This window comes from Achromobacter sp. ACM05, assembly GCF_019218915.1.
Lineage (GTDB): Bacteria > Pseudomonadota > Gammaproteobacteria > Burkholderiales > Burkholderiaceae_B > Achromobacter > Achromobacter animicus.
Genome location: NZ_JAHUWQ010000004.1, coordinates 136,980 through 162,128, shown reverse-complemented (window position 1 = coordinate 162,128; position 25,149 = coordinate 136,980). Strand labels below are relative to the sequence as shown.

Genomic DNA, 25,149 nt, shown 5'->3' with positions numbered 1-25,149 from the left:
GCTGCCGACACCTTTCAGGCAATGCGAAGAGGTTGCGTCAATAACGCCTTCATTTCCCCCGATGCCGCCCAAATCCGGACTGCTAGCATCCGTTCGACCGTCGCGAGAACCCTCGAAAATCCGAACTCTCCGCCGGCAATTTCAGACACAACGGACACCATTATTGGGGGCGGATAACCAGGGGCTTGCGAGCATCTGGCTTGAATTGGCGGCGGCGCAATTCCGCCGCCAAGGCATCCGCCCGAGCACGCATTCACACCGCCCTGGAAGTCGCCGGAGGCAGTATGAAAAACATGAAGCTTGGAACCCGCCTTGCGGGTGGTTTCGCCATCTTGCTGGCCATGATCATGGTCATGTGCATTGTCGGGCTGGTCAGCCTGGCCAACATCAACGAATCGGTCGAAACGCTGACGCAGCGATCCCTCACAAAGGAACGCCTGATCAACGACTGGGCGCGCAACATCCAGTCGGGCGTCACCCGGACCACCGCCATCGCCAAGAGTGCTGACGCCAGCCTGGCAGGCTTCTTCGCCGAGGAAGCCGCGGCATCGACCCGCAACTCGTCGGCGTTGCAGCAGAAGATCGAGCCCTTGATCGAAAGCGACGAGGAAAAGGTGCTTTGGCAAGGCATTGGCAAGGCGCGCAGCGAATACCTGCGCACCCGCGACGGCATCTTCAAGGCCAAGCAGGAAGGCAACGTGGACGCCGCCAACAAGATCTTCACGCAGGAGTTCTTGCCCGCGACGCGCCAGTTCATTGACAACATCAATCGCCTGTCCGAATTGCAGCGCGCCGATATCGACGCGCGCGCCGCAGAAATCGAAGCGTCTTACGGCAACGCGAATCTGTGGATAATCGTGATCGGCTCCATTGCGGTGGTGTGTGGCCTGTTGATGTCCGTGCTGCTGACGCGCAGCATCACCCGTCCGCTGTCCGACGCCGTGCGCGTCGCGCGCACGGTTGCGGCAAACGACCTGACCAGCACCATCGTCGTGCGCTCGCGCGACGAGATCGGCCAGTTGATGGCGGCGCTGGAATCCATGAACGCCAACCTGGCCAGCACGGTCGCCCGGATCCGCACCGGCGTGGACAGCATCGCGTCCGCCTCCGGCGAGATCGCGGCAGGCAACACCGATCTGTCCTCGCGCACCGAGCAGCAGGCTGCGTCGCTGGAGGAAACCGCCGCGTCGATGGAGCAGCTGTCGTCTACCGTGAAGCAGAACGCCGACAGCGCCAAGCAGGCCAACCAACTCGCCGCGGCGGCCTCGGAAACCGCGTCGCGCGGCGGCGCCACCGTGTCCGAAGTCGTCAGCACCATGAACGCGATCTCCGCCAGCTCGGTGAAGATCTCGGACATCGTGTCGGTGATCGACGGCATCGCGTTCCAGACCAACATCCTGGCGCTCAACGCCGCGGTGGAAGCCGCGCGCGCCGGCGAGCAGGGCAAGGGCTTTGCGGTCGTGGCCGCCGAGGTGCGAACGCTCGCGCAGCGCAGCGCGCAGGCCGCCAAGGAGATCAAGGTCCTGATCGAAGACACCGTGCAGAAGATCGGTCAGGGCTCGGGCAGCGCCGAACGCGCCGGCGCGACGATGCAGGAGATCGTCAGTTCCGTGCAACGCGTGACCGACATCATGGGCGAAATCGCGGCGGCCTCGGCCGAGCAGGCGGATGGCATTGAACAAGTCAACCGTGCCGTGTCGCAGATGGACGAGGTGACCCAGCAGAACGCGGCGTTGGTGGAAGAGGCTGCAGCGGCTGCGGGCTCGATGCAGGATCAGTCGGCGGATCTGACGCGGGCGGTGAGCGCGTTCAGGTTGCCGGGCGGTGCGGAGCGGGTGTTGGCGGTCGAGGCGGTGTCGTCCGTCCAGGCCGGCGGGTCGCAGGCGTCGCTGCGGTTGGCTGCTTATTGAGCTTGCGGCAACGGTGTGAATGACGCTGGAGCTATTTTTTGTGTTGCGGGAGGGCGCCTGCAGGTAGTGCAGTTATATGAAATCTCAAACAAGTGTGAAGGTATGCTATTAGAAAACCGGGTGGTGCCGAATTTAACGGAAGGACTAAAAGCTAGTCTAATTACTGGCCTTTGTCATTTTGAATGTCCTGCTTTGTGATTGAAGCAAGCCGACTTAGATCTATACGTATAAGTGTAACGTTGTTATCATTACGTAACATCTTGGAGGGCATACATGGCAAAGGCACGATTTCTACTACAGGCAGTAACTGAAGAAGATCACTCTTCGGTCATCAGAGAAGCACTGGGCAAAGACTTGGACGAGCTACTGATCAGTGTGGCCTTCGCGAAGAGTCAAGGCGCTGTTGTCATCAAGGCTGCACTAGAAAAGAACAAGGGGAAGTGCTCGGTTTTTGTAGGCATCCGAAACGACATCACCTCTTATCAAGCTCTAGAAGCTATTTTGGAGACTGGTGCAAAGCTCTATGCTGTTGATACAGGATCACGAACCACTATTTTTCATCCAAAGATATACCTTGCAAAATTCAAGAAGTCAGCAACGGCTATCATAGGTAGTGCCAATCTTACATTCGGCGGATTGCATAACAATATTGAAGCTAGTTCTATCCTTGATCTTGATTTGAGCTTGGCTGAGGATAAAGATTTTGTTGATCAAGCTGAAATCATATTTAATGGACTTGTAGCTACTCACCCTAATCATGTAATACACATCAAAAATAAGAGTGAAATAAAGGAAATTTTTGAGAGTGGTAGGGTTGTTGATGAAACGGTCGTCGTTAAACAAAAAAGCTCAAGAGCATCAAAAGGGAGAGGCGATACAACCCCTTTGATGAAGTTGTTCAAGAAAGTTCCTCTCCCAGTTACCAAAAAGAAGGCCGAAAAGGGATTTATCGACGAAATTGTTGTCAACGAAGACGGCAGGGAAGAAGTCACGTATCGTCCAAGTATTGGAAAGCCCAATACCCAAGACTACTACCTGGTTTGGCAGAGTAAGGAGTTGAAAGAGCGGGATCTGAATATTCCTACAGGTGGGAATACTAATCCAACTGGCTCCATGCTTTGGAAAAAAGGAGCAATGGTAGGCATAGATCAACGGCATTACTTCCGTGAAGAAGTTTTTATTGATGTGGGCTGGGTTGTTGATGCTTCATTAGCTCATTATGAGCGAGCCAAAATAACTACTCATATTTTCACCAAAGGGGAATACAAAGGGACCTTTGAGTTGAAAATTTCACATAATACCAGGACAACCTCAAGGTCATACCAGCAGAAAAATGCGATGACCAATGTTAGCTGGGGTGATGCCAAGATTTTTATTGCTCAAAATGATCTGCTGGGGCGGATAATGACTTTGCACAGAAAAGACTCCACCCCACCAGAATTTATGATTGAAATTGACTAGTCACTGATTCGCTGTCGCCGGTTCTTCAAACGCTTCCAAGCATTCAGCAGTGTTGCTTGTTTCTCGGTGGTAACTCCAAGTGCTCCTAAGACGATTCTTGATTGTTGTGCGAGAATTTTAGGGGCACTTTCTTTTTTATAGACCATGTTCAGAGCTTCCAAATCAAATTTGGTGAGCTCCTTAGGGTAAGCAATAGCTAGTTCTTCGATCTCAGAAGGAACAAGCTCAAGCACACCTCCCCCATAATGGCGGCCTTCGAGCTCTGCACTCAAAGCGGTTAGTGCTGTTGGGAAGCAAAATACCAACTTGTCAGCAGCAATGTTTTCTTTGGCTGTGATGCGATATGCTGTATCTGTCGTATAGGCTTCCACAGTATTGAGAATCAGCTTCGGAATGTCATGACTACGTTTGAGCATTCCAATCTTTGTTGAGTATACGGATGGAACCGTATACCAAGGATTTCTGATCCTGCATTTATAGCGAGTGTGTAGTTTTTCTGCTTCACCAAGAGCGATATAGTCTTTTACCTTTTTGGGAAGTTTAGTCAATTCATCCTTGATCAGAATGAAGTTGGTTGGATTCCCTTTTGTGGCATTTTCTTGATGCTGCTTTTCATCATAGATAAGTCCAGGGCAATGTTCACTCCGTCCAAACATTGGATGAGCATAGTTTCCCAATCCATATTCATGAACTACTTCATTAGAAACTAAGAAGAACTTATTTGCTCCTGTGACGATACCAACATCCACCTTGGCAATGTCATGAAATTTATGTACGCCACTAAGCTTCAATATTGACTTGTAGAGCGTCCGTTCCTCTGCGGTTAATAAAGCTTGCGTCCACTTGCCTTCAACGGTTTCACCATTGATGCGTGGTGTATTGTCAAAAATGTTCTCTGGGTCTTCTTTTAAGAAATCCTTGCCAGCTACTTTGTAGATGCCAAGCCCATAAGAGTGATCTTTAACTTCAAACTTCTTTTCTGCAAAAAGAATGACGGCGCCTTGAAGAGTGCCTTCAAACCAAATTTCTTCTGGATCTATGATAAGAAGCCTGCTGCATTGTTCACCAAGATAAGTCCTAAGTGATTGTGCATGCATAACATGAATAATTTCGGCAGGCAGAATCATTCCAAACCTGCCGCCAGGTTTCAAAGTCTTGATTGCTGCAATAACGAATGGAACCCAAGCATTTGTATGCTTGGTGAATTTTAAATGCTCATTCTTAAAGATAATTTCAGATTTTTCTTGAGATTCAGTGGGAAGATACTGATAGCGAATAAACGGTGGATTGCCCACTGCTGCATCATATTCAGCCTTTCGTGCCGACATGAGCTTGATCGCATGATCCAGAAAATCAGCGCACTTAATGGTGCTTTCTATTTTAAATTGCGACGCTCTTTTTTTTGATTTTTTTGCTTCATTATCAAACAGTTCAAAACCGTGAAAATGCAAATTTCCTGTATAGCCGACGTTATGAAATGCTTTGATAAAAATGCCATCCCCGCAGCTTGGCTCTAAGACGTGCTTAGGTGATTTCTTGGAAATCCATTTGGCGATGAAAGTAGCCAGATCTTCTGGGGTGTAGTATCCACCGCGAAGCTTTTGTTCTGATTCGTTTTCAATGAAGTTCATTTTTTATAATTCTTCATTGTGAAAATTTCGGGGTGATGGTTCTTCATGTGTTCTTCTACAGTCTTGATGAACCAATCTTTCAATGTGATTTGCTCCAATGCAAGACAGGCATAGAATTTCTTCTTGAGGTCTGGTTCTATCTCTAGAACTATACGGCCTGATTCTCCGATAGCCATGATGTGCCTTATGTGATGTTACATGAATCGCATAATGTTATCTGGATAGTAGTTTCACGTCAATAGAAAACACCCGAATGTGTTTTTTTGTTAGGCGTATGGCTTCTTAATTCATACGATATTTTCCAATATCTTCACCGGCTGCTTGAGCTTCAATTACCCACTCGAGTTTCCTATCTTGTTTGGCTCCCGACCATGTCAGATCAGCTTTCTGATGTACGACAACAGCCGATCCCTTGCTGGCTGCTTTCTTGGCAGATTTGGCATTAGTGGTGAAACCCCGTTGTGCGGAAGTCAACCCATACTTGCAATCGTAGTTTTCACGTCAGTCAAAAGGGCTTCAATCTCACCTATCTTGACGGCTCTAGCTTGAGCAGTCAGCTTCTTGACTTGCTCTTGAAGTTCATCATTGGTAGGGGTTTCAGTCGTCATTGGCAGCGACCACGGTGTACGTTCGAGACCTATAATCCGGCAACGATCTTCTTCTGCTACCTTATTGTGCTTCCAACAGACTAGAGGCATCGCTGCGGGTGAGCAACGTGATATTCAGCCCCTCGTGGCGGCTGGAGCCTGGACGGCAGCGGATACGAGAGACTTCAGCATGGAGGTGTAAGAATTAACGCCCCATCCGGGGGGCTTTAGTGAGATTTGGTGCAGATAAATCCATACCAACGGTCGCAGCTTATCTTCCCTAAATAATTGTGGCTTGGCGTTATCTCGTATTTAGACAGAGTAATGAGCGTTGCCTCGGCGTCAAGCCGTAGCCCCGATTTATGCGGGAGAGGAAGGCCTTATAGAGCGCGAAAAGCGGTTCTGTGTTGGTGGAGACAATTTCGAGTCGAAATATGTGTTGTTCGCCGGGCAATTCCTTTTTTGCGTCGCTGGAAAGGTGCTTTTCGCAGAATGCCGCAATTTGTTCTCGCTCAATTCGGCTTTATATGAGCTCCACATCAACTCAGAAGGGCGCATTGCCAGATTGAATTTCATCTCTGTCCAGGCTTCAAAACCCTCACGCAACGCTTTAATAAATTGCCGGGTGGATGCCGCCCGCTGGCGTATAATGCAAGGCTTATGTATTAAGAACGGCTCATTAAGTCCGCTTTTATGCTCAGAAAGCCGTTTCGCGCCTTTTCTCGTCAGAAGCCAAATTCCTGCCCTCGATTCGATATGGCGTAATGCTTGTCCGCTTGCGGCAAGCTTGTTCAGCGGGGGGGGGGGGGGGCACAGGACGTAATCCGCGTGTCGTGTGCTGCGACTGGGCGCCCCATGTGTCCACCACCGCCGGGCAGCGAGGTCAAACTGGAGTTACCAGGGTTCAGTGGACACCCTATTTCCGCTTGCTATGTGCAGCTTCGAATTCATTCGGACTAACTCCGCCGAGGTAGCTGTGCCGTCGCACGGAATTGTAGAAATCATCGATGTACTCCGCCAAGCTCACTCGGGCAGCATCTCGATCGGAGTAGATATGCCTTTTGATGTGTTCCTTCTTCAAGCTGCTAAAGAAGGACTCGGCTACAGCGTTGTCCCAACAGTTTCCCCGCCTACTCATGCTCGGCTCAAGGTGATTGACCTTGCAAAAGCGCCGCCAAGCATCACTGCCATACTGAGTGCCTTGGTCTGAATGGATCAGCGTGCCCCGAGGACGTCGATGTCGTACGGCTTTGATCACAGCGTCTAAGACTAATTCTCGATGGATCGTTGGCTTTGTGGCCCAACCAATGACCTTTCTGGAAAAAAGATCCATCACTACGGCCAAGTAAAGCCATCCTTGCCACGTTCGAATGTAGGTGATGTCTGTCACCCAGGCCTCATTGGGCTTCGAAACCGTAAATCTCCGCTGCAACAGGTTGGGGATCAGTGGTGATTGCTTGGGTACCGGAATATGTCTTGTGCGATAACCGTGCAAGGCCCGCAAGCCGTTCTCTCTCATGAGTCGAGCCACTCGATGTTTACTGCACGTCTCTCCGCGTTCTCGTAAGTCTTGCAAGACGCGGGGAGCGCCGTAGATGCCATGGCTCGCCATGAAAGAGGCACGAATCAAACGGAGAAGCCGAACGTCCTCCTGCGTCCGATCAGAAATTGGATCACTTAGCCAAGCGTAGTAGCCAGCACGCGCCACGCCAAGAACCCGGCACATAGCCGAAATGCTGTACTCGTCGCTATGGGCTTCAATGAACTTGTATGCTCGCCTTACTTTGCTTGGCGTCTTGTTCGCAGACATGGATCATCCCCAATCGGTTCAGATACTACTCTTGTCCACTGAACCCTGGTAACTCCAAACGTCAGGGGCCCGTGGCTCCGATGCCTCCTTTTTGAATGCCATGGGGTCCATGCCTGCTTCAAGGACTGATCGGGCGTCGTGATGCCGTTTCCGGGCCGTTGCGAGCGTCACCCGTGGGAAGACGCCAAAGGCCATGACTTCCTCTTTACCGCCGTACCGGTGCTTCCACGCCAGTACTTTCCGGCGTTGTTGACAAGTAGGTACTGCCCGCTGCTATCAGACAGTGTGCAGGGCTTTTCAGCGGGCTCGGCCTGGCGAACGGTGGCATCTGTGAGGGGCCTTGTTTTGGAGGTATCTGGCCGGACGAGCCAATAGTACCCCCAGATATACCCCCTCATAACCCCGGCTGTTAGCGCACTCCGGCGGACCCTTCCGGACAACAAAAACCCGCAGAGCGTTAGCTGGTGCGGGTTTCCGTACTTCTACGCATTTCTGCGTATGTAAAAATGGCGGAGAGGGTGGGATGTTCCGTTGAACATCCTAAGGCTCTGATGTACAAGAATTTTTAGAGGTTCCAGTCTATCATTTGTACCCACCTGTGTACACATGCAGATGGTCGCTAAGCGTGGTGACCATGCGCGTGCATTTGGCAATGGCGGGGTACTTCGCGTCACTGGCTGCCTTCGAGTAGTCCTGCTGGACTTCGCAGCCACCTTCCTGATGCTCCACGTCTGCCGCTGGGCCTTCTTCCTTCACTTTTCCGCAGCATGTGACTCAGCACAACTGCGTTGTGCACCGTGCACATGCTGCGGGTCATGTTGGCTCCCGGAGGTCCGCCAAGGATTAGTTTGCTAGTCTGTTTGGAGAAGGGCTCGCTGCTGCTCTCAGCTGATAATCAGCCGTCTCGTACAAAAAATCCAGACATGCCTTACTGCACAGCGTGCAACCTAACAGAAAATATATACTCCACGCTGCACCGGGCGTGCAACCTAACAGAAAATATATACTCCACGGTGCATTGGGCGTGCAGCCTAACAAGCTGCCGTGCAGTACTCTAGCTCGCTGCGCTTACTAACAGGAAGGACGGCAAGGCCGTCCTTCGCAGCAGCATAGCTGCTGCCTTGCTCGCTGCGCTCGCTCCCTGGCCAAGGGACGGCGGTGCCGTCCGTGCCCCTTACCCTGGATTTGGAGGGGTGTCCAAAGAATAAAGGTTATCCGCTAGACCTCAGACTATCAACGCCATGGAGCGCTACGATGTCTGAACCGTCAATGAACCAAAAAACAAGCATTAAAAATAGCTGGATACCGTTAAATGACTTTGGGGTAGCGCGGTTTGCGCAAATCCCGCCACATGTCTTTCTCGATAAACGACTCGCATTTCCACTGATTCACCTTTATTGCGTCATGTGCTTGCATGCCAATCAAAATGGGGTGTGCTATATGAGCCAGGCTAGACTCGCGGAGTTGTTAGGATATATGGCCAAGGGTGAGCCAAATAGGGCGCATGTCTCTCGATTGATAAAGAAACTCGAAGGCTTCGGTTATTTAAAGAATTCAGGTCAGCGCGGATACAACAAGACTAACCTGTACAGGCTGAGCGTTCCTAAGAACGGCGATTTTAGGGCTGCCACCCATCGACAGCTTCCGGATGATGATTATAGGGATGCATTAGAGCTTTCGGTTGTGCGTCAGCAAGGCTGCGAGAGCGCTGAGCTGCTAATCGCGGAGATTGAGGGCTATGACGCTGACAAAGGGTAGTGGGCAACGCATGCGCAAATGGGAGTAGTGGGAAAATTCCGTATAGAACTCGTTTTCTGATGCCAATCGCCCCGACGCTGTCGGGGCGATTGCTCATTGATTAATAGCGAGTAGGTCGTACCACAGATTGCCGCTAATCTCGCCGGCGATGTTATAGCTTTGGCTGATTTCGTACCTTGATGTGTCACAAGGGACGCCTCCGCTTCTGCCATGTAACCTCTTTCATGGCTTGAGAGGAAGTCGTTGTACAGTGCCGCGAGAGGCTCCTTGTTGGTCGAGACAATTTCAATGCGGAAAAGATAGCATCCTGTTGCCATCTCCGGTTTTGTATCCCCGGATAGGTTCCGCTCGCAAAGGGTGAGGATTTTCTCGCGCTCGATTCTGCTCTTATAGGCATTCTCTACTTCAATCCAGATTGCCCCCTCTTCAGTCTCGATTAGTCCGTCAGGAATCTTTCCTTGGTAGTCTACGAAGGGGGCGTAGCCTGATTGAATCTCGTGTTCCGTCCAGACCTGATGTCCTGATGCAATTGCATTGATGGGCCGCCAATTTGATGCGGCTCTGTGGCGCATGTTGCCCAACTTCTGGACCCCAAGGGGTTCCCTGTTGAGGTTTGCCTCGCTGGCCAACCGTTTTGCCCCTTTCCTCGACAGCAGCCAGAAGCCCACGCCTGTGTCTAGGTGGCGTTCCGCCTCTTTGTTGGCTGCGAGCTTGTTCAGAAGGCGCCGTGCCAAGGCGTCTTTCTGAGATTTTCTGGAGAAAACTAATTCTCCGCACATGGATACCGTCAACCAGCCAAACCGGGCTAGGTAGTGCAGCATTGCCAGCTCTTGCTCAAGGCCTACCGCCTTCTTGTCTATCGTCATCAGTCGCTCCGGGAAGTGTCAGCGCATCTGCTTTCTGATGTGCTTTCCATGTATAGCGACGAGAAAAAAAAACGCTGCCGGCGGCAGCGCTGTCTACCGCCCCTCAAGCCCTCGCTGGACGCGAGGTACGGGGCTACACGCTAGTGCGTGTCACGACAGAAACGACGCGCCCCCTGCCGCTGCTTCGCAGCAGGGCAACCCCCTTTTTCCTACAGCTGGACGCCCTAGGAGCGGTGCACTGGCTTACGCAGCGTTTCCCTAAAACGGCGTTGCCCTGCTGCTACGCAACAGGGGGCGGGGCTATGCCCCCAAAATGCTGTATCCGCTGGGGCGCATACCGGGGCTAGGGTCGCCCCTCACGCATTTCGGCTCCCCCAACCCCGGCGACGCTAGGTCGCTTTGCCGGGCTGTATCGTGCTGGACGCACTCTACAGAGCCACGGGCGAGTGACGTTCAGTCCCCGTGTGTGGCCGGGTCCACTTTAAGGCTATTAAGCATTCATGGGCGGCAGCATTTTTTGTATTTTTTTCCCGAGCCGCAATAGCATGGTTGGTTAACGCCGGGGGGATTAGACGGTATGGGTCGCCAATTTCCGAAAACATTTCCTGTGGTTGGTGCATACGTTGAGCGACTAACATGCTTAAGCTCACTTATGTCAGTTAGTACCCTATGTTCTTCCATCATTGCCAGAGTTTCCGCCTTTTCCCTTTCCGGCATTTCGGGGTTGCCTTTGACAACTAAAACCGTCTCGGAGCTTCCTTTCGACGAATTTTTGGTGTCGGCTCCCAGAATAACGATTTCAGAATAGGCGGGATACTTTAATTGCGCTGCGCGTGCATAAAGTTTCATGCACGCGGTGCGCTCCGCCCTGTAGCCGTCGTAAGTTTTGTGCTCATCTATCCAGGGAAAGAGTAAAAAGATATAAAGCCGGTTTGGGTTTGATGAGGATTGAACCACCCTTGCGCTGCGCGCGTTGGTTGGTACGGTGTGGAATTTTTCAAGAAGCGCATGTCCAAGAGCAGCGCGCGATATCCTATTTTCCGACGCCATTGCACGAAGCGCTCGCTCGTGTGTTTCTAGTGATTCTTCGCGTGCTTCGCCGACCGTTGCAGTCAAAATGGATTGCGAAAAATCGTCGATTACCGATTTCCAGAATCCCGCGTGCTTACGCTGCTGTTCATGGATAGCATAGTAGGGCAATAATTTGAAGAGCTGCCACATTCCCTCTTCAATGGTAGGCAAAGCATTCTCGGGTGCTGTAGGTAGGGACTTGTCTGCGCGGAAACAGCCAAAACCATTGGCTTGTATATTTTTCAGGTAGACAGCAAGAAAGTCTTCCTCGCCATAGAAGAACGATACTGTCTTACCTCGGATTGATTGCTCTCGCGCACATAGATAGTCTATAAAATCGGGGCCAGTGTCTAGCTCTGTCAACAGAAGACTCAAGGAGTCTTCATCGAAGACATGGATAAAGGGCTTTTTGGGGTCAAAGTCTCCGATGTGGAACGGGTTCAACAGCATCTCCTGCTCACGAAGTGGGGAGAGGAAGACAAGGGTCCCAGTGCTAGTTGATGCGCCTTCTTCTTGGTTTTGCGCAAAATAGCCCTTGGCTCGCTCGCATGAATTTCTGCAGAAGGCGATTAGGTGGACCCGAAGTTCAGATGCATTTAGTTGGAACGGAAACGGTTTGGTGCATTTTTCATCGAGGAATAGAGCATTGTCTTTGGATTTTATATATTTTTCGGCACCTCTTAGTTGGCTTACCGATTTTGATATTGATTTCCGAAACCAGCGGCCCCAGTCTTCGACTATGTTGTTTGAGTCAGGGAATGTGATGTCTTTTTCGGAGAATATTATTACGTCGTTCCCGAATACGACAAGAAGGTCAGCAACTTCGTGCTTGATGCTGCCATTGCCTTTAAGCCTGTGAACCGAGGCGTAGCTCCAAAGTCCAAAAAAAGATAGGTTGGCGAGCCTTGTGAGTTCTCTTTCGCCAGGCGTTGTGCCCTCTGTTTTGTGGATTTGATTTAGCATCGGGCGTGCGTCCCTTCTTTGAATGTTCTGTATGGTCGCTATCGGCCGCAATAGGTTGTATGACGCGTTAACGTGTGTCAAGCTTCATATGGCTTTGGAAGGAGAATTTGCGAATTCCAAACCGAATCCAAGTACGGTTTCATCGACTTGACGCTGTAGCCGTTCCCATAGTCGCCAGCGGACCCTTCTTCCTTCTGGCCGTCTTCACGACCACTAATCTGAGCCCTCATCCCGGGAGGCCACGCTGCATTCTGATGTTGAGCGATTGCGGCTCGTCGAGTATCTTCCCATAGATGGCGAAAGCTGTAGGTCGTATATCCAGCGGTGGCGTCTAGCTTGTCTCGGATGTAGCGATTGAATTTCTGAGTGAAGGCGTCGTTATTCCTCTCGTAGCTTTCAAAGACGTCTAAAAGCAGTTTACCGCCTCGTTTCTTTCGGCCCGCTAGCCACTGGTCGAAGCCCAAGTCAATCAACTTCTGATGGACGCTGACGGAGCGATTGGTCGCTTCCGTCTTGCCTTCTTTTATGCGAAAGGCCAAAAGACCATCGTCGTAGTACACATCATCTAGCATCAGGCCGCTGATTTCGGACGGCCTGAACCCCTGACATAGGGATATCAAGGGGAACCAATAACGGGCAGACCAATCCCGCACAATTCTGCTAGAGCCAATTTTCTCATCCCTTTTATACCATTCCGAACGGAAGAGGCGGTTGACGAACTCCACTGTGAAGGGTTGGCGAGGTCTGCTTCTCTCATTAATGGCACTCTTGGTGAGCTTCGAACTTGTACGACTCAATCGTGTTCGGACGCAGGCCTTGGACGTGCAGCCGTTCCCATTCGGGCATGTATGTGAGAATAGACGGCAGGGCGAAGTTCGGCGGGATGGTGGGGATTTCGATGAAATCCCCGTTGCTCCTGCTCCTCAGCTCCTTGGAGACCTTAAGTTGGGTAGCAGCAAATTTCTTGACTAGTTGCTGGAGCAGCGCGTCAGTGGCGCTTATGTCCAACCCCATGGTTTCCGCAAACTCGATAACCGCATCTTTGACGACTGGATAGCTTGGTGCGCCTTTGCCTTGTGCAGCAATCTGCCTGGCGTCTCGTTCGAGCGATTGGAGATAGGTCTCCAGTTCATCAAGTTCTTCGGTCGGAATGCCCTGGTCTCGCTGTCATCCGACCTTATTGAAGAGCCGTACCAACGATGGCATATCTGCTCAATGAGTTCGTCAGATAGAGGGGTCGACTTTGCTTCGACTAACGGGGGCGTTAATGCGGCGGCGCTGTCGCGGAGGCGTTGATACTCCTGTTCCCATTGGGCAACCAGCTTGGCAGCGACAAGGCGGGCTTGCCGAGGGTCTTCGGTGGAGCATGAACGACGTTCATAGCGCTTGCCACGAAGCGCCTGGACGTCCCGAGGTACAGGGTATCGAATATAAAGCGCGCGGGACTCGGGCGAAGGTGCAGATAAGCGTCCATGGGGTGCACATGTTTGTACACACCGGAACCTTTCTTTTCCCTGCGTTTACTGGAATCTCTGGTCATGCCAGAGATTCTAATGAATTTGGCGGAGAGGGTGGGATTCGAACCCACGGTACGGGGATACCGTACGCCTGATTTCGAGTCAGGTACATTCGACCACTCTGCCACCTCTCCGTGGCTGGGTTCCGCAGCGGTGAATTTTCATTCACTAAAAGATCCCTGGTCGGAAGGATCTTCGTTGTCGGAGCAGCGAAGCCCGCAATTCTACAGGATTTTTTTCTTTTGTGTAAAGGGGGGCGAAAAAGAACGGGTAAAAGGACCACAGCGGGTTTCATCCGGCTTTCAGCCGGCGCAATCTTTGGCCAGAATTCACCCCATTCCGCCCTCTGCGCATTCCATGGACCTCATCCTCATCCTTCTGCTCGCGGCCGTGCTTTGCGTGCCCATCACGCAAAGACTGGGGCTGGGCGCCATTCCGGGTTACCTGATCGCGGGCGTTCTCGTCGGACCGTCGTGCTTCAAGCTGGTCACGAACGTGGACACGATGATCGGCGTGTCGCAGTGGGGCGTCGTGATGATGCTGTTCATCATCGGGCTGGAACTGTCGCCCAAGCGCCTGTGGGCGATGCGCAACGAAGTCTTCATCCTGGGCACCCTGCAGATGCTGGTCTGCGGCCTGCTGCTGGGGGTGGTGTTCGGCGCGGCGCTGCGGCATCTGGCGGGCATGGAGTGGCAGGCGGCGGTGTTGTGCGGTCTGTCGCTGGCGCTGTCGTCCACGGCGGTGGCGCTGCGGTTGCTGGACGAGCGTCAGTTGACCCGCACGCCGCTGGGCCGCTCGGCGCTGGGCGTGCTGCTGTTCCAGGACATGGCGGCGATTCCGATGCTGGTCGCGGCCGGATTGCTGGGGTCGGACGGGACCTCCGCGCCGTCCTTCAAAGAAGCGCTGGTGGCCGTGGCGGTCGTGGCGCTGGCCTACCGGCTGCGTCTGCTGGGCTGGGCGGCGAAGGCGGAATTGAACGAACTCTTTACCGCCGCGGCGCTGCTGATGGTGGTGGGCGCAGCTCAACTATTCGACTATGCGGGCCTGTCGGCGGGCCTGGGCGGATTCCTGGTGGGCGTGTTGATGGCCGAGTCGCGCTACCGGCATGAGCTGGAAAAAGCGATCGACCCGTTCAAGGGCTTGCTGCTGGGCCTGTTCTTCGTGGCCATCGGCATGTCCATCAACCTCAAGGTCGTGGCCCATCACTGGATGTTCATCTGCGCGGGCGTCGCGGCGCTGCTGGCGGTGAAGGCCGTCATCCTTTATGGATTCGCGCGCTTTCTGGGGCTGCCGCGCTATCACCGGCTGCTGTTTGCGCTGGTGCTGGCCCAGGGCGGCGAGTTCAGCTTCGCCATCTTCAACGAAGCCTGGGACAACCATCTGGTGAACCTGGAGCAGCGCGACGTGCTGTCGGTGATCGTCGCGGTGTCGATGGGCGTGGTGCCGGTGCTGATCAAGGTGCTAGAGCGCGTGCCGGAAAAATACGGCGGCATGGCGGGCCTGCCTGTGACGGACGCGTTGCCGGTCACGGACACTGCGCCGTCTGCCGACGCCGCGCCGTCGTCCTCCTCGGACAAGCCGCCCACCGCTTGACCCCGCAGCGGGTAAGGGCATGGCATGATTGGCGGCTTGCCGGGCAGCTACACTTGAAGCCCGTTTCGTTTCCCCACGCCAGCTCACAGGAGAAAGCTCATGCTCAAAGGAAAAGTAGCGCTTGTCACCGGTTCCACCAGCGGCATCGGCCTGGGTATCGCCACGGCCTTCGCCGAGCAGGGCGCCGATATCGTCCTGAACGGTTTTGGCGACGCGGCCGAAATCGAGAAGCTGCGCGCGGAGCTTGCCGCCAAGCATGGCGTGAAGGTCATCTACGACGGCGCGGATCTTTCCAAGGGCGCCGCCGTGCGCGAGCTGGTCGAAAACACCGTCTGCCAGCTTGGCCGCATCGACATCCTGGTCAACAACGCGGGCATCCAGCACACCGCGTTGATCGAAGACTTTCCGGCCGAAAAGTGGGATGCCATCCTGGCGCTGAATCTGTCCGCCGTGTTCCACGGCACCGCCGCCGCCTTGCCGCACATGAAGAAGCAGGGTTCGGGCCGCATCATCAACATCGCGTCCGCGCATGGCCTGGTGGCATCGGCCAGCAAGTCGGCCTACGTGGCCGCCAAGCATGGCGTCGTGGGATTCACCAAGGTCACGGCGCTGGAAACGGCCGGGCAGGGCATCACCGCCAACGCCATCTGCCCGGGCTGGGTGCGCACCCCGCTCGTCGAAAAGCAGATCACCGCGCTGGCTGAAAAGAATGGCGTGGACCAGGAAACCGCTGCCCGCGACCTGCTCAGCGAAAAGCAGCCGTCGCTGCAATTCGTGACGCCGGAACAACTGGGCGGCACCGCCGTGTTCCTGGCCTCGGACGCCGCCGCGCAAATCACCGGCACGACCGTCTCCGTCGATGGCGGCTGGACGGCGCGCTAAACAAGGAAATTCTGAATGCTGTTGTTGCTTTCCCCCGCCAAGAAGCTGGACTACGACTCGCCGCTGCACGTCGAGACGCATACCCAGCCGATGTTCGTGGATCAGGCCGCCGGCCTGATCAAGGTCCTGAAGACCAAGACCGCCGAGGACATCTCGGACCTGATGAGCCTGAGCCCGGCCCTGTCCGAGCTGAACGTCCAGCGCTACGCGCACTGGAAGCGCAGCTTCACGCAGGCCAACTCGCGCCAGGCCGTGCTGGCCTTCAATGGCGACGTCTACGAAGGCCTGGACGCCGCCACCCTGTCGGCCAAGCAGCTCGACTGGGCGCAGGAGCACGTCGCCATCCTGAGCGGCCTGTACGGCGTGCTTCGCCCGCTCGACCTGATGCAGCCGTACCGCCTGGAAATGGGCACGCGGCTGGAGAACCCCAAGGGCAAGAACCTGTACGAGTACTGGGGCAGCACCATCGCGGACTACCTGAACGAGCGCCAGGCCGGCCAGAAGTCGCCGGTCGTCATCAACCTGGCCTCCGAGGAATACTTCAAGTCCGTCGATCAGAAGGTCCTGAAGGCGCGGGTGGTGCAATGCGTGTTCCAGGACTGGAAGAACGGCGCCTGGAAGATCATCAGTTTTCACGCCAAGCGCGCACGCGGCCTGATGGCGCGTTACGCCATCCAGCACAAGGTTGCCAAGCCGGAAGGGCTGCAGGGGTTTGATCTGGAAGGCTACGCGTACGACGCGTCGGCGTCGTCGGCGGACAAGCTGGTGTTTCGCCGCAAGCTGGACTGACGAAGTCGGCGGCGGGGGAAGGTGTCAGACACCTGGCTGGGACCTCGCCCTTTCACAAAAAATGCCGGCCTGGCATCTCCGCCCGGCTGGCATTTTTTTTGCCCGTCGAATCGACGGACGGCGGCTTACGACGCCGCGGCCGCCACCGGCGGCGCATGCAGCGGATCGGCCAGCGCCTGCAGTTCCTGGCGGATCATGTGCGTGGCCTTGAGCATCTGCTTCACGGGATAGACCAGCGCAGCCTGATCGCCCGCAGTGTCGAACTGCGTGGGCAGGTCCAGCGGCACGCGCGGGCTGTTTTCATCCAGCAGCACGGTCATGCCGTCCAGCGCTTGCCGGACCGGCTCGGGCGTGGCGGGCAGCGCCGCCAGAATCGGAATTGCCGCGGTAATTTGCGAGGCCAGCACATGGTTCTGGATCAGCAGATTGTTCAGCTCCGGCACGTCCACTTGATGCGACTTGGGCTCGCTCATCATGCGGTAGAACGCCTCGGCGAAATTGCTGAAGGCGATGTGCACGTTCTTACGCGCCAGGCGCCAGGCCAGGTCGGCGTCGGTGACGGCGGGCGTGTCGGTGGCAGCCGCGCCCACGGGCGCGCCGTGCGCCTGCATGGCTTCGACGTAACGCAGGCCGGCCAGCAGATACTCGCGGTTGGCGCGGGTTGCGGCGGAAGCCAGCGGCTTCAGGTAACGCGCCTCCCACCACGGCAGGATGTAGCTGCAGACCAGCGCGAGCGCGCAGCCCAGCAGCGTGTCGATGGCGCGTTCGCCGATCACCGACATGGACACGGTGCCCGGCGACACGAAATGGAACACCAGCACCACGAACAGCGTATTGAAAATGGCGCTGGCCATGTAGTTGAGCTGCACCATGCTGTTGCCCATGATGCAGGCGCCCAGCAGGACGGCGAACAGGACGCTGGGCTCGTCGGTCACGTTGAACAGCAGCAGCGCGGCGATGCAGCCGATCAGGGTGCCCATCAGCCGCCAGCCATTGCGCTGGCGCGTCAGCGCAAAGCCAGGCTTCATGATGATGACGATGGTCAGCATGATCCAGTAGTTGTGCGCCGAGAACTCGGGCGATAGCCAGCGGCTGGCCAGCGTCATGGCGATCGCGGCAGCGGCCGTCACGCGCAGCGCATAGCGGAAGTGCGGGGAATCCAGCCGCAGGTTGCTGGTCAAGAGGCCAAAGCGGAATTCCTGGCGCGAAATGAACCGCGTCAGCGACTTGTTGATGCGCAGCACGTCGGTGGGCTTGGCATCGGGCGAGGCTGCGGTGTGATCGGCCAGCCGGTCCACGATGCGCGCCGAATTGCGCAGGCGCCGCAGCACCTGCACGATCAGCGCCAGCATCTCCGGATCGCGTTCGCCCAGGCCTTGCTGCTTGAGTTGCTCGATCTCGTACTCGATGGCGCGCAGTTCCGCCTTGGCGCTGCTGCGGTATTGCACCTTGCGTCCGCGCGACACGTCCAGCGCGATGCGGTTCAGTTCCAGCGACATCTTCACCAGCGCGTCGCGCATGAACATCAGGCAGTCGTTGCCGGCCAGCGTGCGGCGCAGCGCGGCGTAGTCGGTGTGCGTGGCGACCAGCGTGTCCAGCAACTGCAGCATGTCCACGAACATGTTCCAGATCATCACGCGCTGGCGGTCGCCCAGGCCTTTGCCGCGGGGAAGGGCGCGCAGCACCATGTCGCGGGCCGCCTGGTGCTTTTCGGTCATGACGGACTGGCGTTGGATCAGGTTTCGGTAGGCTTCGTCCAGATCGGCGGTTTCGTCGTAGAAGTTTGCGCGCGCGGCCACGTAGTCGGCGGTGGCAAACAGTGCGACGGACATGGCCTGTTGCTCTTCACGCAGCCAGAACAGGCGCGAAAACCCCAGGCTGAACGCCACATAGAACAGCGCGCCGCCCAGCGTGGCGGCGGCATGGGCCAGCACTTCTTGCGGCGCCAGCGGCGAGTGCATGGTCAGCGTCATCAGCAGAAGGCCTGCAAAGCCGATCAGGCCGCCGCGCTTGCCGAACACGGTGAACATCGAATAGACGAAGCACTGCGCGATGACGGCCAGCCAGATCAGCACCGGATGCGAGGACGCCAGCCCCGTGATGATGACGGTGATGGTGCCCAGCGCCGCGCCGCCCAGCATTTCGTTGGTGCGGTGCCGCTGCGGACCGCCCGGCTGGTCGATGATGGCCAGGCATTGCGCGCCGAAGGTCGCTACCAGCCCGGTCGTGTAATTGCCGAAGAGGCCGCCCAGCACCAGCACGGGCAACAGCATGCCGACCCCCTGGCGCACCCCTCCGAAGAAGTAGTGGCTATAGAGAAAGCGGCGAATGCTGGCAATGCGTAAATCCATGGGCGGCGGCTCGGTTCTGGACGACGCAACAAGTATAGAGAGGGCATCGCGCGTTTTGGGGCCGGATAGTGACCGAACCTTCCACGCAACGGTCGGCAAAAGCCGATTTGCCACCTTTGACGCAACGCGGTAAATTGCTCCACTTGCTTCGGTCTGCCTATCCGATACCGGAGCGTTGATGCGAACGGCCAGGGTCACATCCCAGCCGTTGTGCAGCAAGTCTCACCTGCCGTTGGCCGCGCCACAAGCGTGTGTTGCCAAGGCTTCCATTTCGACCTCCAGCGTCCCCCAGGGGCGTTTGCACTGCGTTCTGTCGAGCGTGTGCCGGGTCGGCAAGGTGTCCGGGTGGCGTGGCTCCGTGAGCCGCTAAGCGCCGGATCATGTTGTCGTAACCGGTATGGGTTCAGTTGCCGCCGTATCCGGGCGCGCAGCAGTCAGGGTTGCAGGGCCGGTTTTGAAAGGAACTACAACATGGAAATGAATGGCGCCGATATCGTCGTGCGCTGCCTGGCCGATGAAGGCGTGGAACACGTTTTCGGCTACCCTGGCGGCGCGGTGCTCTACATCTACGACGCAATCTTCAAGCAAGACAAATTCCAGCATATCCTGGTTCGTCACGAGCAAGCTGCCGTGCACGCGGCCGATGCCTACTCGCGCTCGTCGCAAAAGGTCGGCGTCTGCATCGTGACCAGCGGTCCGGGCGTGACCAATGCCGTCACCGGCATTGCCACCGCCTACATGGACTCCATCCCGATGGTCATCATCAGCGGGCAGGTGCCCACTGCGGCCATTGGCGAAGACGCTTTCCAGGAATGCGACACCGTCGGCATCACGCGTCCCTGCGTCAAGCACAATTTCCTTGTGCGCGACGTGAAGGACCTGGCTGAAACCATGCGCCGCGCGTTCTATATTGCGCGCACGGGCCGTCCCGGTCCGGTGCTGGTGGATATCCCCAAGGACATCACCGTCGCGCAGTGCAAGTACGTGCCGCCCAAGGGCGAGATCTCGATGCGTTCCTACGCCCCCGTCAACAAGGGCCACCAGGGACAGATCAAGAAGGCCGTGCAGATGCTGCTGGCCGCCGAGCGCCCCATGATCTACACGGGCGGCGGCGTCATCCTGTCGAACGCCGCGCCTGAGCTCAACAAGCTCGTGACGCAGCTGGGCGCGCCCTGCACCAGCACCCTGATGGGTCTGGGCGGCTTCCCGGCCAGCAGCGGCCAGTTCGTGGGCATGCCCGGCATGCACGGCACGTACGAGGCCAACATGGCCATGCAGCACTGCGACGTGCTGCTTGCCATCGGCGCCCGCTTCGATGACCGCGTGATCGGCAATCCCAAGCACTTTGCGCAGAACGCCCGCAAGATTATCCATATCGACATCGATCCCTCGTCGATCTCCAAGCGCGTGCGCGTGGATGTCCCGATCGTGGGCAACGTCAAGGACGTCCTGGCCGATCTCAGCGCGCAGTTCGAGATCGCCGCCGCCGAGCACAAGCCGGCCTCGCTCGCTAAATGGTGGGACCAGGTCGAGACGTGGCGCGGCAAGGAATGCCTGAAGTTCGCCAACTCGGACGAAGTCATCAAGCCGCAGTACGTGGTGGAAAAGCTCTGGGAAGTGACCGGCGGCGACGCCTTCGTCACCTCGGACGTCGGCCAGCACCAGATGTGGGCCGCCCAGTACTACAAGTTCGACAAGCCGCGCCGCTGGATCAACTCCGGCGGCCTGGGCACGATGGGTGTGGGCCTGCCGTACGCCATGGGCGTGCAGATGGCCAATCCGGGCAAGGACATCGCCGTGATCACTGGCGAGGCCTCGATCCAGATGAACATCCAGGAACTGTCGACCTGCCACCAGTACCGCCTGACGCCCAAGATCGTCTGCCTGAACAACCGTTTCCTGGGCATGGTGCGCCAATGGCAGCAGATCGACTACGGCTCGCGCTATTCCGAGTCGTACATGGATTCGCTGCCCGATTTCGTCAAGGTCGCCGAAGCCTATGGCCACGTGGGCTTGCGCATCGAGCGTCCCGCCGACGTCGAACCGGCGCTGCGCGAAGCGTTCGGCAAGCACAAGGAGCGCCTGGTCTTCCTGGACTTCATCACCGACCGCACCGAAAACGTGTGGCCGATGGTCAAGGCCGGCCGCGGGCTGACTGAAATGCTGCTCGGCTCTGAAGACCTGTAAGGAGGCCCCGCAATGAAGCACGTGATTTCCGTCCTCCTCGAAAACGAACCCGGCGCGCTGTCGCGCGTGGTGGGCCTGTTTTCGGCGCGGGGCTACAACATCGAAACCCTGACCGTGGCGCCCACCGAGGATTCCACGCTGTCGCGCATGACCATCGTCACGACCGGTTCGGACGAGGTCATCGAACAGATCACCAAGCATTTGAACCGCCTGGTCGATGTCGTGAAGGTGGTGGACCTGACCGAAGGCGCCCACATCGAGCGCGAGCTGATGCTCGTGAAGGTGCGCGCCGTCGGCAAGGAACGCGAGGAAATGAAGCGCATGGCGGACATCTTCCGCGGCCGCATCATCGACGTCACCGACAAGTCCTACACCATCGAATTGACCGGGGTGCAGGAAAAAGTACAGGCCTTCCTCGAGGCCCTGGACCGCAGTGCCATCCTTGAAACCGTGCGCACCGGCGTGTCCGGCATCGGACGCGGTGAACGGATTTTGAAGATTTGACCGGCCTTCCAGGCCTGCCTCACCCTACATCTGAATCAAACGAATATCCAAATACTGGAATCTGGAGCACAACATGAAAGTTTTCTACGACAAAGACTGCGATCTGTCCCTCATCAAAGGCAAGACCGTTGCCATCATCGGCTACGGTTCGCAAGGTCACGCCCACGCGCTGAACCTGCATGAGTCGGGCGTGAAGGTCATCGTCGGCCTGCGCAAGGGCGGCGCCTCGTGGAACAAGGCCGCCAACGCCGGCCTGGAAGTCAAGGAAGTCGCGGAAGCCGTCAAGTCGGCCGACATCGTCATGATGCTGCTGCCCGACGAGAACATCGCCTCGGTCTACAACAACGAAGTCCACGGCAACATCAAGGCGGGCGCCGCCCTGGCCTTTGCCCACGGTTTCAACGTGCACTACGGCCAGGTCGTGCCGCGCGAAGACATCGACGTCATCATGATCGCCCCGAAGGCCCCCGGCCACACGGTGCGCAACACGTACAAGCAGGGTGGCGGCGTGCCCCACCTGGTGGCCGTGTACCAGGACAAGTCGGGCGCCGCGCGTGACGTGGCCCTGTCGTACGCCAGCGCCAACGGCGGCGGCCGTGCCGGCATCATCGAAACCAACTTCCGCGAAGAAACCGAAACCGACCTGTTCGGCGAACAGGCCGTGCTGTGCGGCGGTACCGTCGAACTGATCAAGGCCGGTTTCGACACGCTGGTGGAAGCCGGCTACGCGCCCGAAATGGCTTACTTCGAGTGCCTGCACGAACTGAAGCTGATCGTCGACCTGATCTACGAAGGCGGCATCGCCAACATGAACTACTCGATTTCGAACAACGCCGAATTCGGCGAGTACGAAACGGGCCCGAAGATCGTCACGGACGAAACCCGCAAGGCCATGCGCCAGTGCCTGACGGACATCCAGACCGGCGAATACGCCAAGAAGTTCATCCTGGAAAACGCCGCCGGCGCCCCGACCCTGACCTCGCGCCGCCGCATCAACGCGGAATCGCAGATCGAGCAAGTGGGCGGCAAGCTGCGCGCCATGATGCCCTGGATCGCCGCCAACAAGCTGGTGGACAAGTCCAAGAACTGATCCCCACGGCAGGCGGGGCGTTGCCCCGCCGGTCAGGATCGAAGCGGCATGCCTTTCATGGGCATGCCGCTTTTTTCTTATTTTTTGGCCTTTTCGCAGCCATTTGGGCGCTTTGGCGCCAAATGGGGCCGGGCACGATCCTTGCTGTAGCCCGCAAGCAGGGCCAGATAGGTTAACCTTTCAAAGTCCGTCGTAAGTTATTGAGACCATGCCCAATTTTTCCATGCGCGATTCCGAGAACCGCCACCGGAGCATTTACCTGCTCCCCAACGCGTTCACCACCGCCGCTTTGTTTGCCGGGTTCTACGCCGTTGTGCAGGCCATGAACGACCGCTTCGAAGTCGCCGCCATCGCCATTTTTGTCGCCATGGTGCTGGACGGCATGGATGGCCGGGTGGCCCGCCTGACCAACACGCAGTCCGCATTCGGCGAGCAATACGACTCGCTGTCCGACATGACGTCGTTCGGTGTGGCGCCGGCGCTGGTCATGTATGAATGGATCCTGAACGACCTGGGCCGCTGGGGCTGGCTGGCGGCTTTCGTCTATGTGTCCGGCGCGGCATTGCGGCTGGCGCGTTTCAACACCAATATCGCCGTCGTGGACAAACGTTTCTTCCAGGGATTGCCCAGCCCGGCCGCGGCTGCGCTGGTGGCGGGTTTCGTCTGGCTGGCCGTGGACAACAAGCTGCCCATCCATGACAGCCTGATGGCCTGGGTGGCGTTCACGCTGACCATGTACGCCGGCATCACCATGGTGTCGAACGCGCCGTTCTTCAGCGGCAAGAGCTTCGCCCTAGGCCGCAGCGTGCCGTTCTGGGGCATCCTGCTCGTCGTTGCGGTGTTCGTGTTCGTGTCCAGCGATCCTCCCGTTGTCCTGTTTGGCCTGTTCGTGCTGTACGGCCTGTCGGGCTGGGTCACCTGGCTGTGGCGCTGGAACAAGGTGCGCCGTCTGCAGCAGGAGCGCCGCGGTCATTCGTCCTGACGTCCAGACGCCGCCAACAAAAAACCCGCCATCGCAAAGATTGGCGGGTTTTTTGTTCCGGGTGGTGCTACCAGAAGTTGAACCGGTCGTCGTCGTACATGGGGTCTGGTCCGGGATGGAAATGGGTGACCTTGCTGCCGTCGCGGCTCATGTAGACGTACATCAGGGAATTCCAGACGCTGTTTTCCTTATAGCGATACGACCACACGACCTCGCGCTTTTCGCCCAGGCCAGCCTGTTCGATACGAGCTGGCGGGCCGAACTCGCAGCGCACCCGATCCGGCCCCCAATCTCCAGTCTCCAGCACTTTGAAGTGCGCGTCGGTCAGAAGCGGCATCACCCGGTCGACCCGGCCATCGGGGCCGACGTTCGCGCCCCAGGCGTACTGGCCCATGGGCTGCTGCGTCCAGATCACCCGGCGGCCGCCATTGGCCTGGGGACATTCGAAGTTGGGCGCGCCGAACTGCGCCTGAACTTGCGAAAGCGGGGTGCCGGGCGGCACCTCGGTCATGTTGGCGCAGGCGGCCAGTCCGGCCAGTGCGATCGAGGCCAGGGTCACGCGGGCCGTTCTGTATAAGCTGATCATGTCCATGCTCCTTCGGGTGCGCACTGCGGCTTGGCCGGCCCTCGCGGCGGGCCCGGTCTTCTTGCTGGGGTAATTCTAGCGAATCAGCTATAATCGCCGAGCTTTATCAAATGTATTGATTCTGCAAGATCCTTTGCGCCAGCCGCCGGCGGCTTGTCGCAGTACCCGCAACATGGCGCCAAGCCTCATGTGCCGGTCCTGCCCGATCCCGCCAATGGCAGCAGTGAGAAAGCGAATTCAAGCCTGGCTCGCGCAAAATTTTCCAAACCACGTCAGGGCGCCTCGGCCCTGTCGCATGTCCGAAGAGGTCATCAATGTCTGTAGCTGACATCAAGAAATCCGATATCGTTGCGCAATTCCAACGCGCTCAGGGCGATACCGGCTCCCCCGAAGTTCAGGTGGCTCTGCTCACCGCCCGTATCAACGAGCTGACCGGTCACTTCAAAGAACACATGAAGGATCATCACTCGCGCCGCGGTCTGCTGCGTATGGTCAGCCGTCGCCGCAAGCTGCTCGACTATCTCAAGGGCCGCAATCCCGATTCGTACCGCGCACTGATCGAAAAACTCGGTCTGCGCAAGTGATCGACGGGGCTGGCTCCCCATGACGCA

At 56.9% G+C, this 25,149-nt stretch carries 20 protein-coding genes and 1 tRNA gene; 11 read left to right on the top strand and 10 right to left on the bottom strand.

The annotated features are described in order from the left end of the window. The first annotated feature begins 293 nt into the window (after positions 1–293). Both KW836_RS22955 and KW836_RS22950 read left to right on the top strand, forming a co-directional pair. A complete protein-coding gene (locus KW836_RS22955; protein ID WP_304505134.1) occupies positions 294–1,910 on the top strand; it encodes a methyl-accepting chemotaxis protein in 1,617 nt (538 codons plus the stop codon). A gap of 273 nt (positions 1,911–2,183) precedes the next feature. Beyond that, positions 2,184–3,371, top strand: coding sequence for a phospholipase D-like domain-containing protein (locus KW836_RS22950; RefSeq protein ID WP_218344875.1), 1,188 nt, complete (start codon positions 2,184–2,186; stop codon positions 3,369–3,371). On the opposite strand, the gene KW836_RS22945 is transcribed toward KW836_RS22950, so the two are convergent. From KW836_RS22945 to KW836_RS28195, 3 genes are all read right to left on the bottom strand, one after another. Next, the gene (locus tag KW836_RS22945) at positions 3,368–5,002 is read right to left on the bottom strand and encodes an N-6 DNA methylase (protein WP_218344874.1); all 1,635 of its coding nucleotides are present in this window, start codon (positions 5,000–5,002) and stop codon (positions 3,368–3,370) included. The genes KW836_RS22950 and KW836_RS22945 overlap by 4 nt on opposite strands. Positions 5,003–6,505: 1,503 nt before the next feature. Next, positions 6,506–7,399, bottom strand: coding sequence for an IS3 family transposase (locus KW836_RS22940; RefSeq protein ID WP_218344873.1), 894 nt, complete (start codon positions 7,397–7,399; stop codon positions 6,506–6,508). A gap of 18 nt (positions 7,400–7,417) precedes the next feature. Continuing rightward, entirely contained in the window at positions 7,418–7,633 is a 216-nt protein-coding gene (locus KW836_RS28195) for an Arm DNA-binding domain-containing protein (RefSeq protein ID WP_370633075.1), read from the bottom strand. A 1,020-nt stretch (positions 7,634–8,653) separates the two neighbouring features. On the opposite strand from KW836_RS28195, the gene KW836_RS22930 reads away from it, so the two are divergent. Next, complete coding sequence (locus KW836_RS22930; RefSeq protein WP_218344871.1) at positions 8,654–9,157, top strand: helix-turn-helix domain-containing protein; 504 nt, start codon at positions 8,654–8,656, stop codon at positions 9,155–9,157. Here KW836_RS22930 and KW836_RS22925 read toward each other — a convergent pair. The 5 genes from KW836_RS22925 to KW836_RS22910 form a co-directional block, all read right to left on the bottom strand. After that, a complete protein-coding gene (locus KW836_RS22925) occupies positions 9,136–10,023 on the bottom strand; it encodes a hypothetical protein (protein ID WP_218344870.1) in 888 nt (295 codons plus the stop codon). The genes KW836_RS22930 and KW836_RS22925 overlap by 22 nt on opposite strands. A 498-nt stretch (positions 10,024–10,521) precedes the next feature. After that, the gene (locus tag KW836_RS22920) at positions 10,522–12,057 is read right to left on the bottom strand and encodes an SEC-C metal-binding domain-containing protein (protein WP_218344869.1); all 1,536 of its coding nucleotides are present in this window, start codon (positions 12,055–12,057) and stop codon (positions 10,522–10,524) included. A 77-nt stretch (positions 12,058–12,134) separates the two neighbouring features. Next, on the bottom strand, positions 12,135–12,629 hold the full coding sequence (locus tag KW836_RS22915) for a hypothetical protein (protein WP_218344868.1): 495 nt from the start codon (positions 12,627–12,629) through the stop codon (positions 12,135–12,137). A 426-nt stretch (positions 12,630–13,055) separates the two neighbouring features. Continuing rightward, complete coding sequence (locus KW836_RS28190) at positions 13,056–13,487, bottom strand: DUF6538 domain-containing protein (protein ID WP_370633074.1); 432 nt, start codon at positions 13,485–13,487, stop codon at positions 13,056–13,058. 130 nt (positions 13,488–13,617) lie between these two features. Further along, a tRNA-Ser gene (locus KW836_RS22910) sits at positions 13,618–13,708 on the bottom strand. A 223-nt stretch (positions 13,709–13,931) separates the two neighbouring features. Between KW836_RS22910 and KW836_RS22905 the strand changes: the two genes are divergently transcribed. From KW836_RS22905 to yaaA, 3 genes are all read left to right on the top strand, one after another. After that, positions 13,932–15,167 carry a cation:proton antiporter gene (locus KW836_RS22905; RefSeq protein ID WP_175184160.1) on the top strand — a complete coding sequence of 412 codons (1,236 nt, stop codon included), beginning with the start codon at positions 13,932–13,934 and terminating at the stop codon, positions 15,165–15,167. A 99-nt stretch (positions 15,168–15,266) separates the two neighbouring features. After that, complete coding sequence (locus KW836_RS22900; protein WP_218344867.1) at positions 15,267–16,049, top strand: 3-hydroxybutyrate dehydrogenase; 783 nt, start codon at positions 15,267–15,269, stop codon at positions 16,047–16,049. Between the two features lie 15 nt (positions 16,050–16,064). Then, a complete protein-coding gene (gene yaaA, locus KW836_RS22895) occupies positions 16,065–16,838 on the top strand; it encodes a peroxide stress protein YaaA (RefSeq protein WP_175184162.1) in 774 nt (257 codons plus the stop codon). A gap of 125 nt (positions 16,839–16,963) precedes the next feature. Here yaaA and KW836_RS22890 read toward each other — a convergent pair whose 3' ends face one another. Then, on the bottom strand, positions 16,964–19,189 hold the full coding sequence (locus KW836_RS22890) for an FUSC family membrane protein (protein WP_175123111.1): 2,226 nt from the start codon (positions 19,187–19,189) through the stop codon (positions 16,964–16,966). 417 nt (positions 19,190–19,606) lie between these two features. Between KW836_RS22890 and KW836_RS22885 the strand changes: the two genes are divergently transcribed. The 4 genes from KW836_RS22885 to pssA all read left to right on the top strand — a co-directional run bounded on the left by KW836_RS22885 (position 19,607) and on the right by pssA (position 23,952). After that, a complete protein-coding gene (locus KW836_RS22885; RefSeq protein WP_279971975.1) occupies positions 19,607–21,376 on the top strand; it encodes an acetolactate synthase 3 catalytic subunit in 1,770 nt (589 codons plus the stop codon). Positions 21,377–21,388: 12 nt separating this feature from the next. Continuing rightward, positions 21,389–21,880 carry an acetolactate synthase small subunit gene (ilvN, locus tag KW836_RS22880; protein ID WP_006223608.1) on the top strand — a complete coding sequence of 164 codons (492 nt, stop codon included), beginning with the start codon at positions 21,389–21,391 and terminating at the stop codon, positions 21,878–21,880. 73 nt (positions 21,881–21,953) lie between these two features. Then, positions 21,954–22,970 carry a ketol-acid reductoisomerase gene (gene ilvC, locus KW836_RS22875; protein ID WP_056568560.1) on the top strand — a complete coding sequence of 339 codons (1,017 nt, stop codon included), beginning with the start codon at positions 21,954–21,956 and terminating at the stop codon, positions 22,968–22,970. 208 nt (positions 22,971–23,178) lie between these two features. After that, entirely contained in the window at positions 23,179–23,952 is a 774-nt protein-coding gene (gene pssA / locus KW836_RS22870; RefSeq protein ID WP_105237630.1) for a CDP-diacylglycerol--serine O-phosphatidyltransferase, read from the top strand. A 67-nt stretch (positions 23,953–24,019) separates the two neighbouring features. Here pssA and KW836_RS22865 read toward each other — a convergent pair whose 3' ends face one another. Continuing rightward, a complete protein-coding gene (locus KW836_RS22865) occupies positions 24,020–24,538 on the bottom strand; it encodes a hypothetical protein (RefSeq protein WP_175123109.1) in 519 nt (172 codons plus the stop codon). A 314-nt stretch (positions 24,539–24,852) separates the two neighbouring features. Between KW836_RS22865 and rpsO the strand changes: the two genes are divergently transcribed. After that, positions 24,853–25,122: a 30S ribosomal protein S15 gene (rpsO, locus tag KW836_RS22860; protein WP_006223612.1), complete on the top strand. Its 270-nt coding sequence runs from the start codon at positions 24,853–24,855 to the stop codon at positions 25,120–25,122. Positions 25,123–25,149 lie beyond the last annotated feature (27 nt).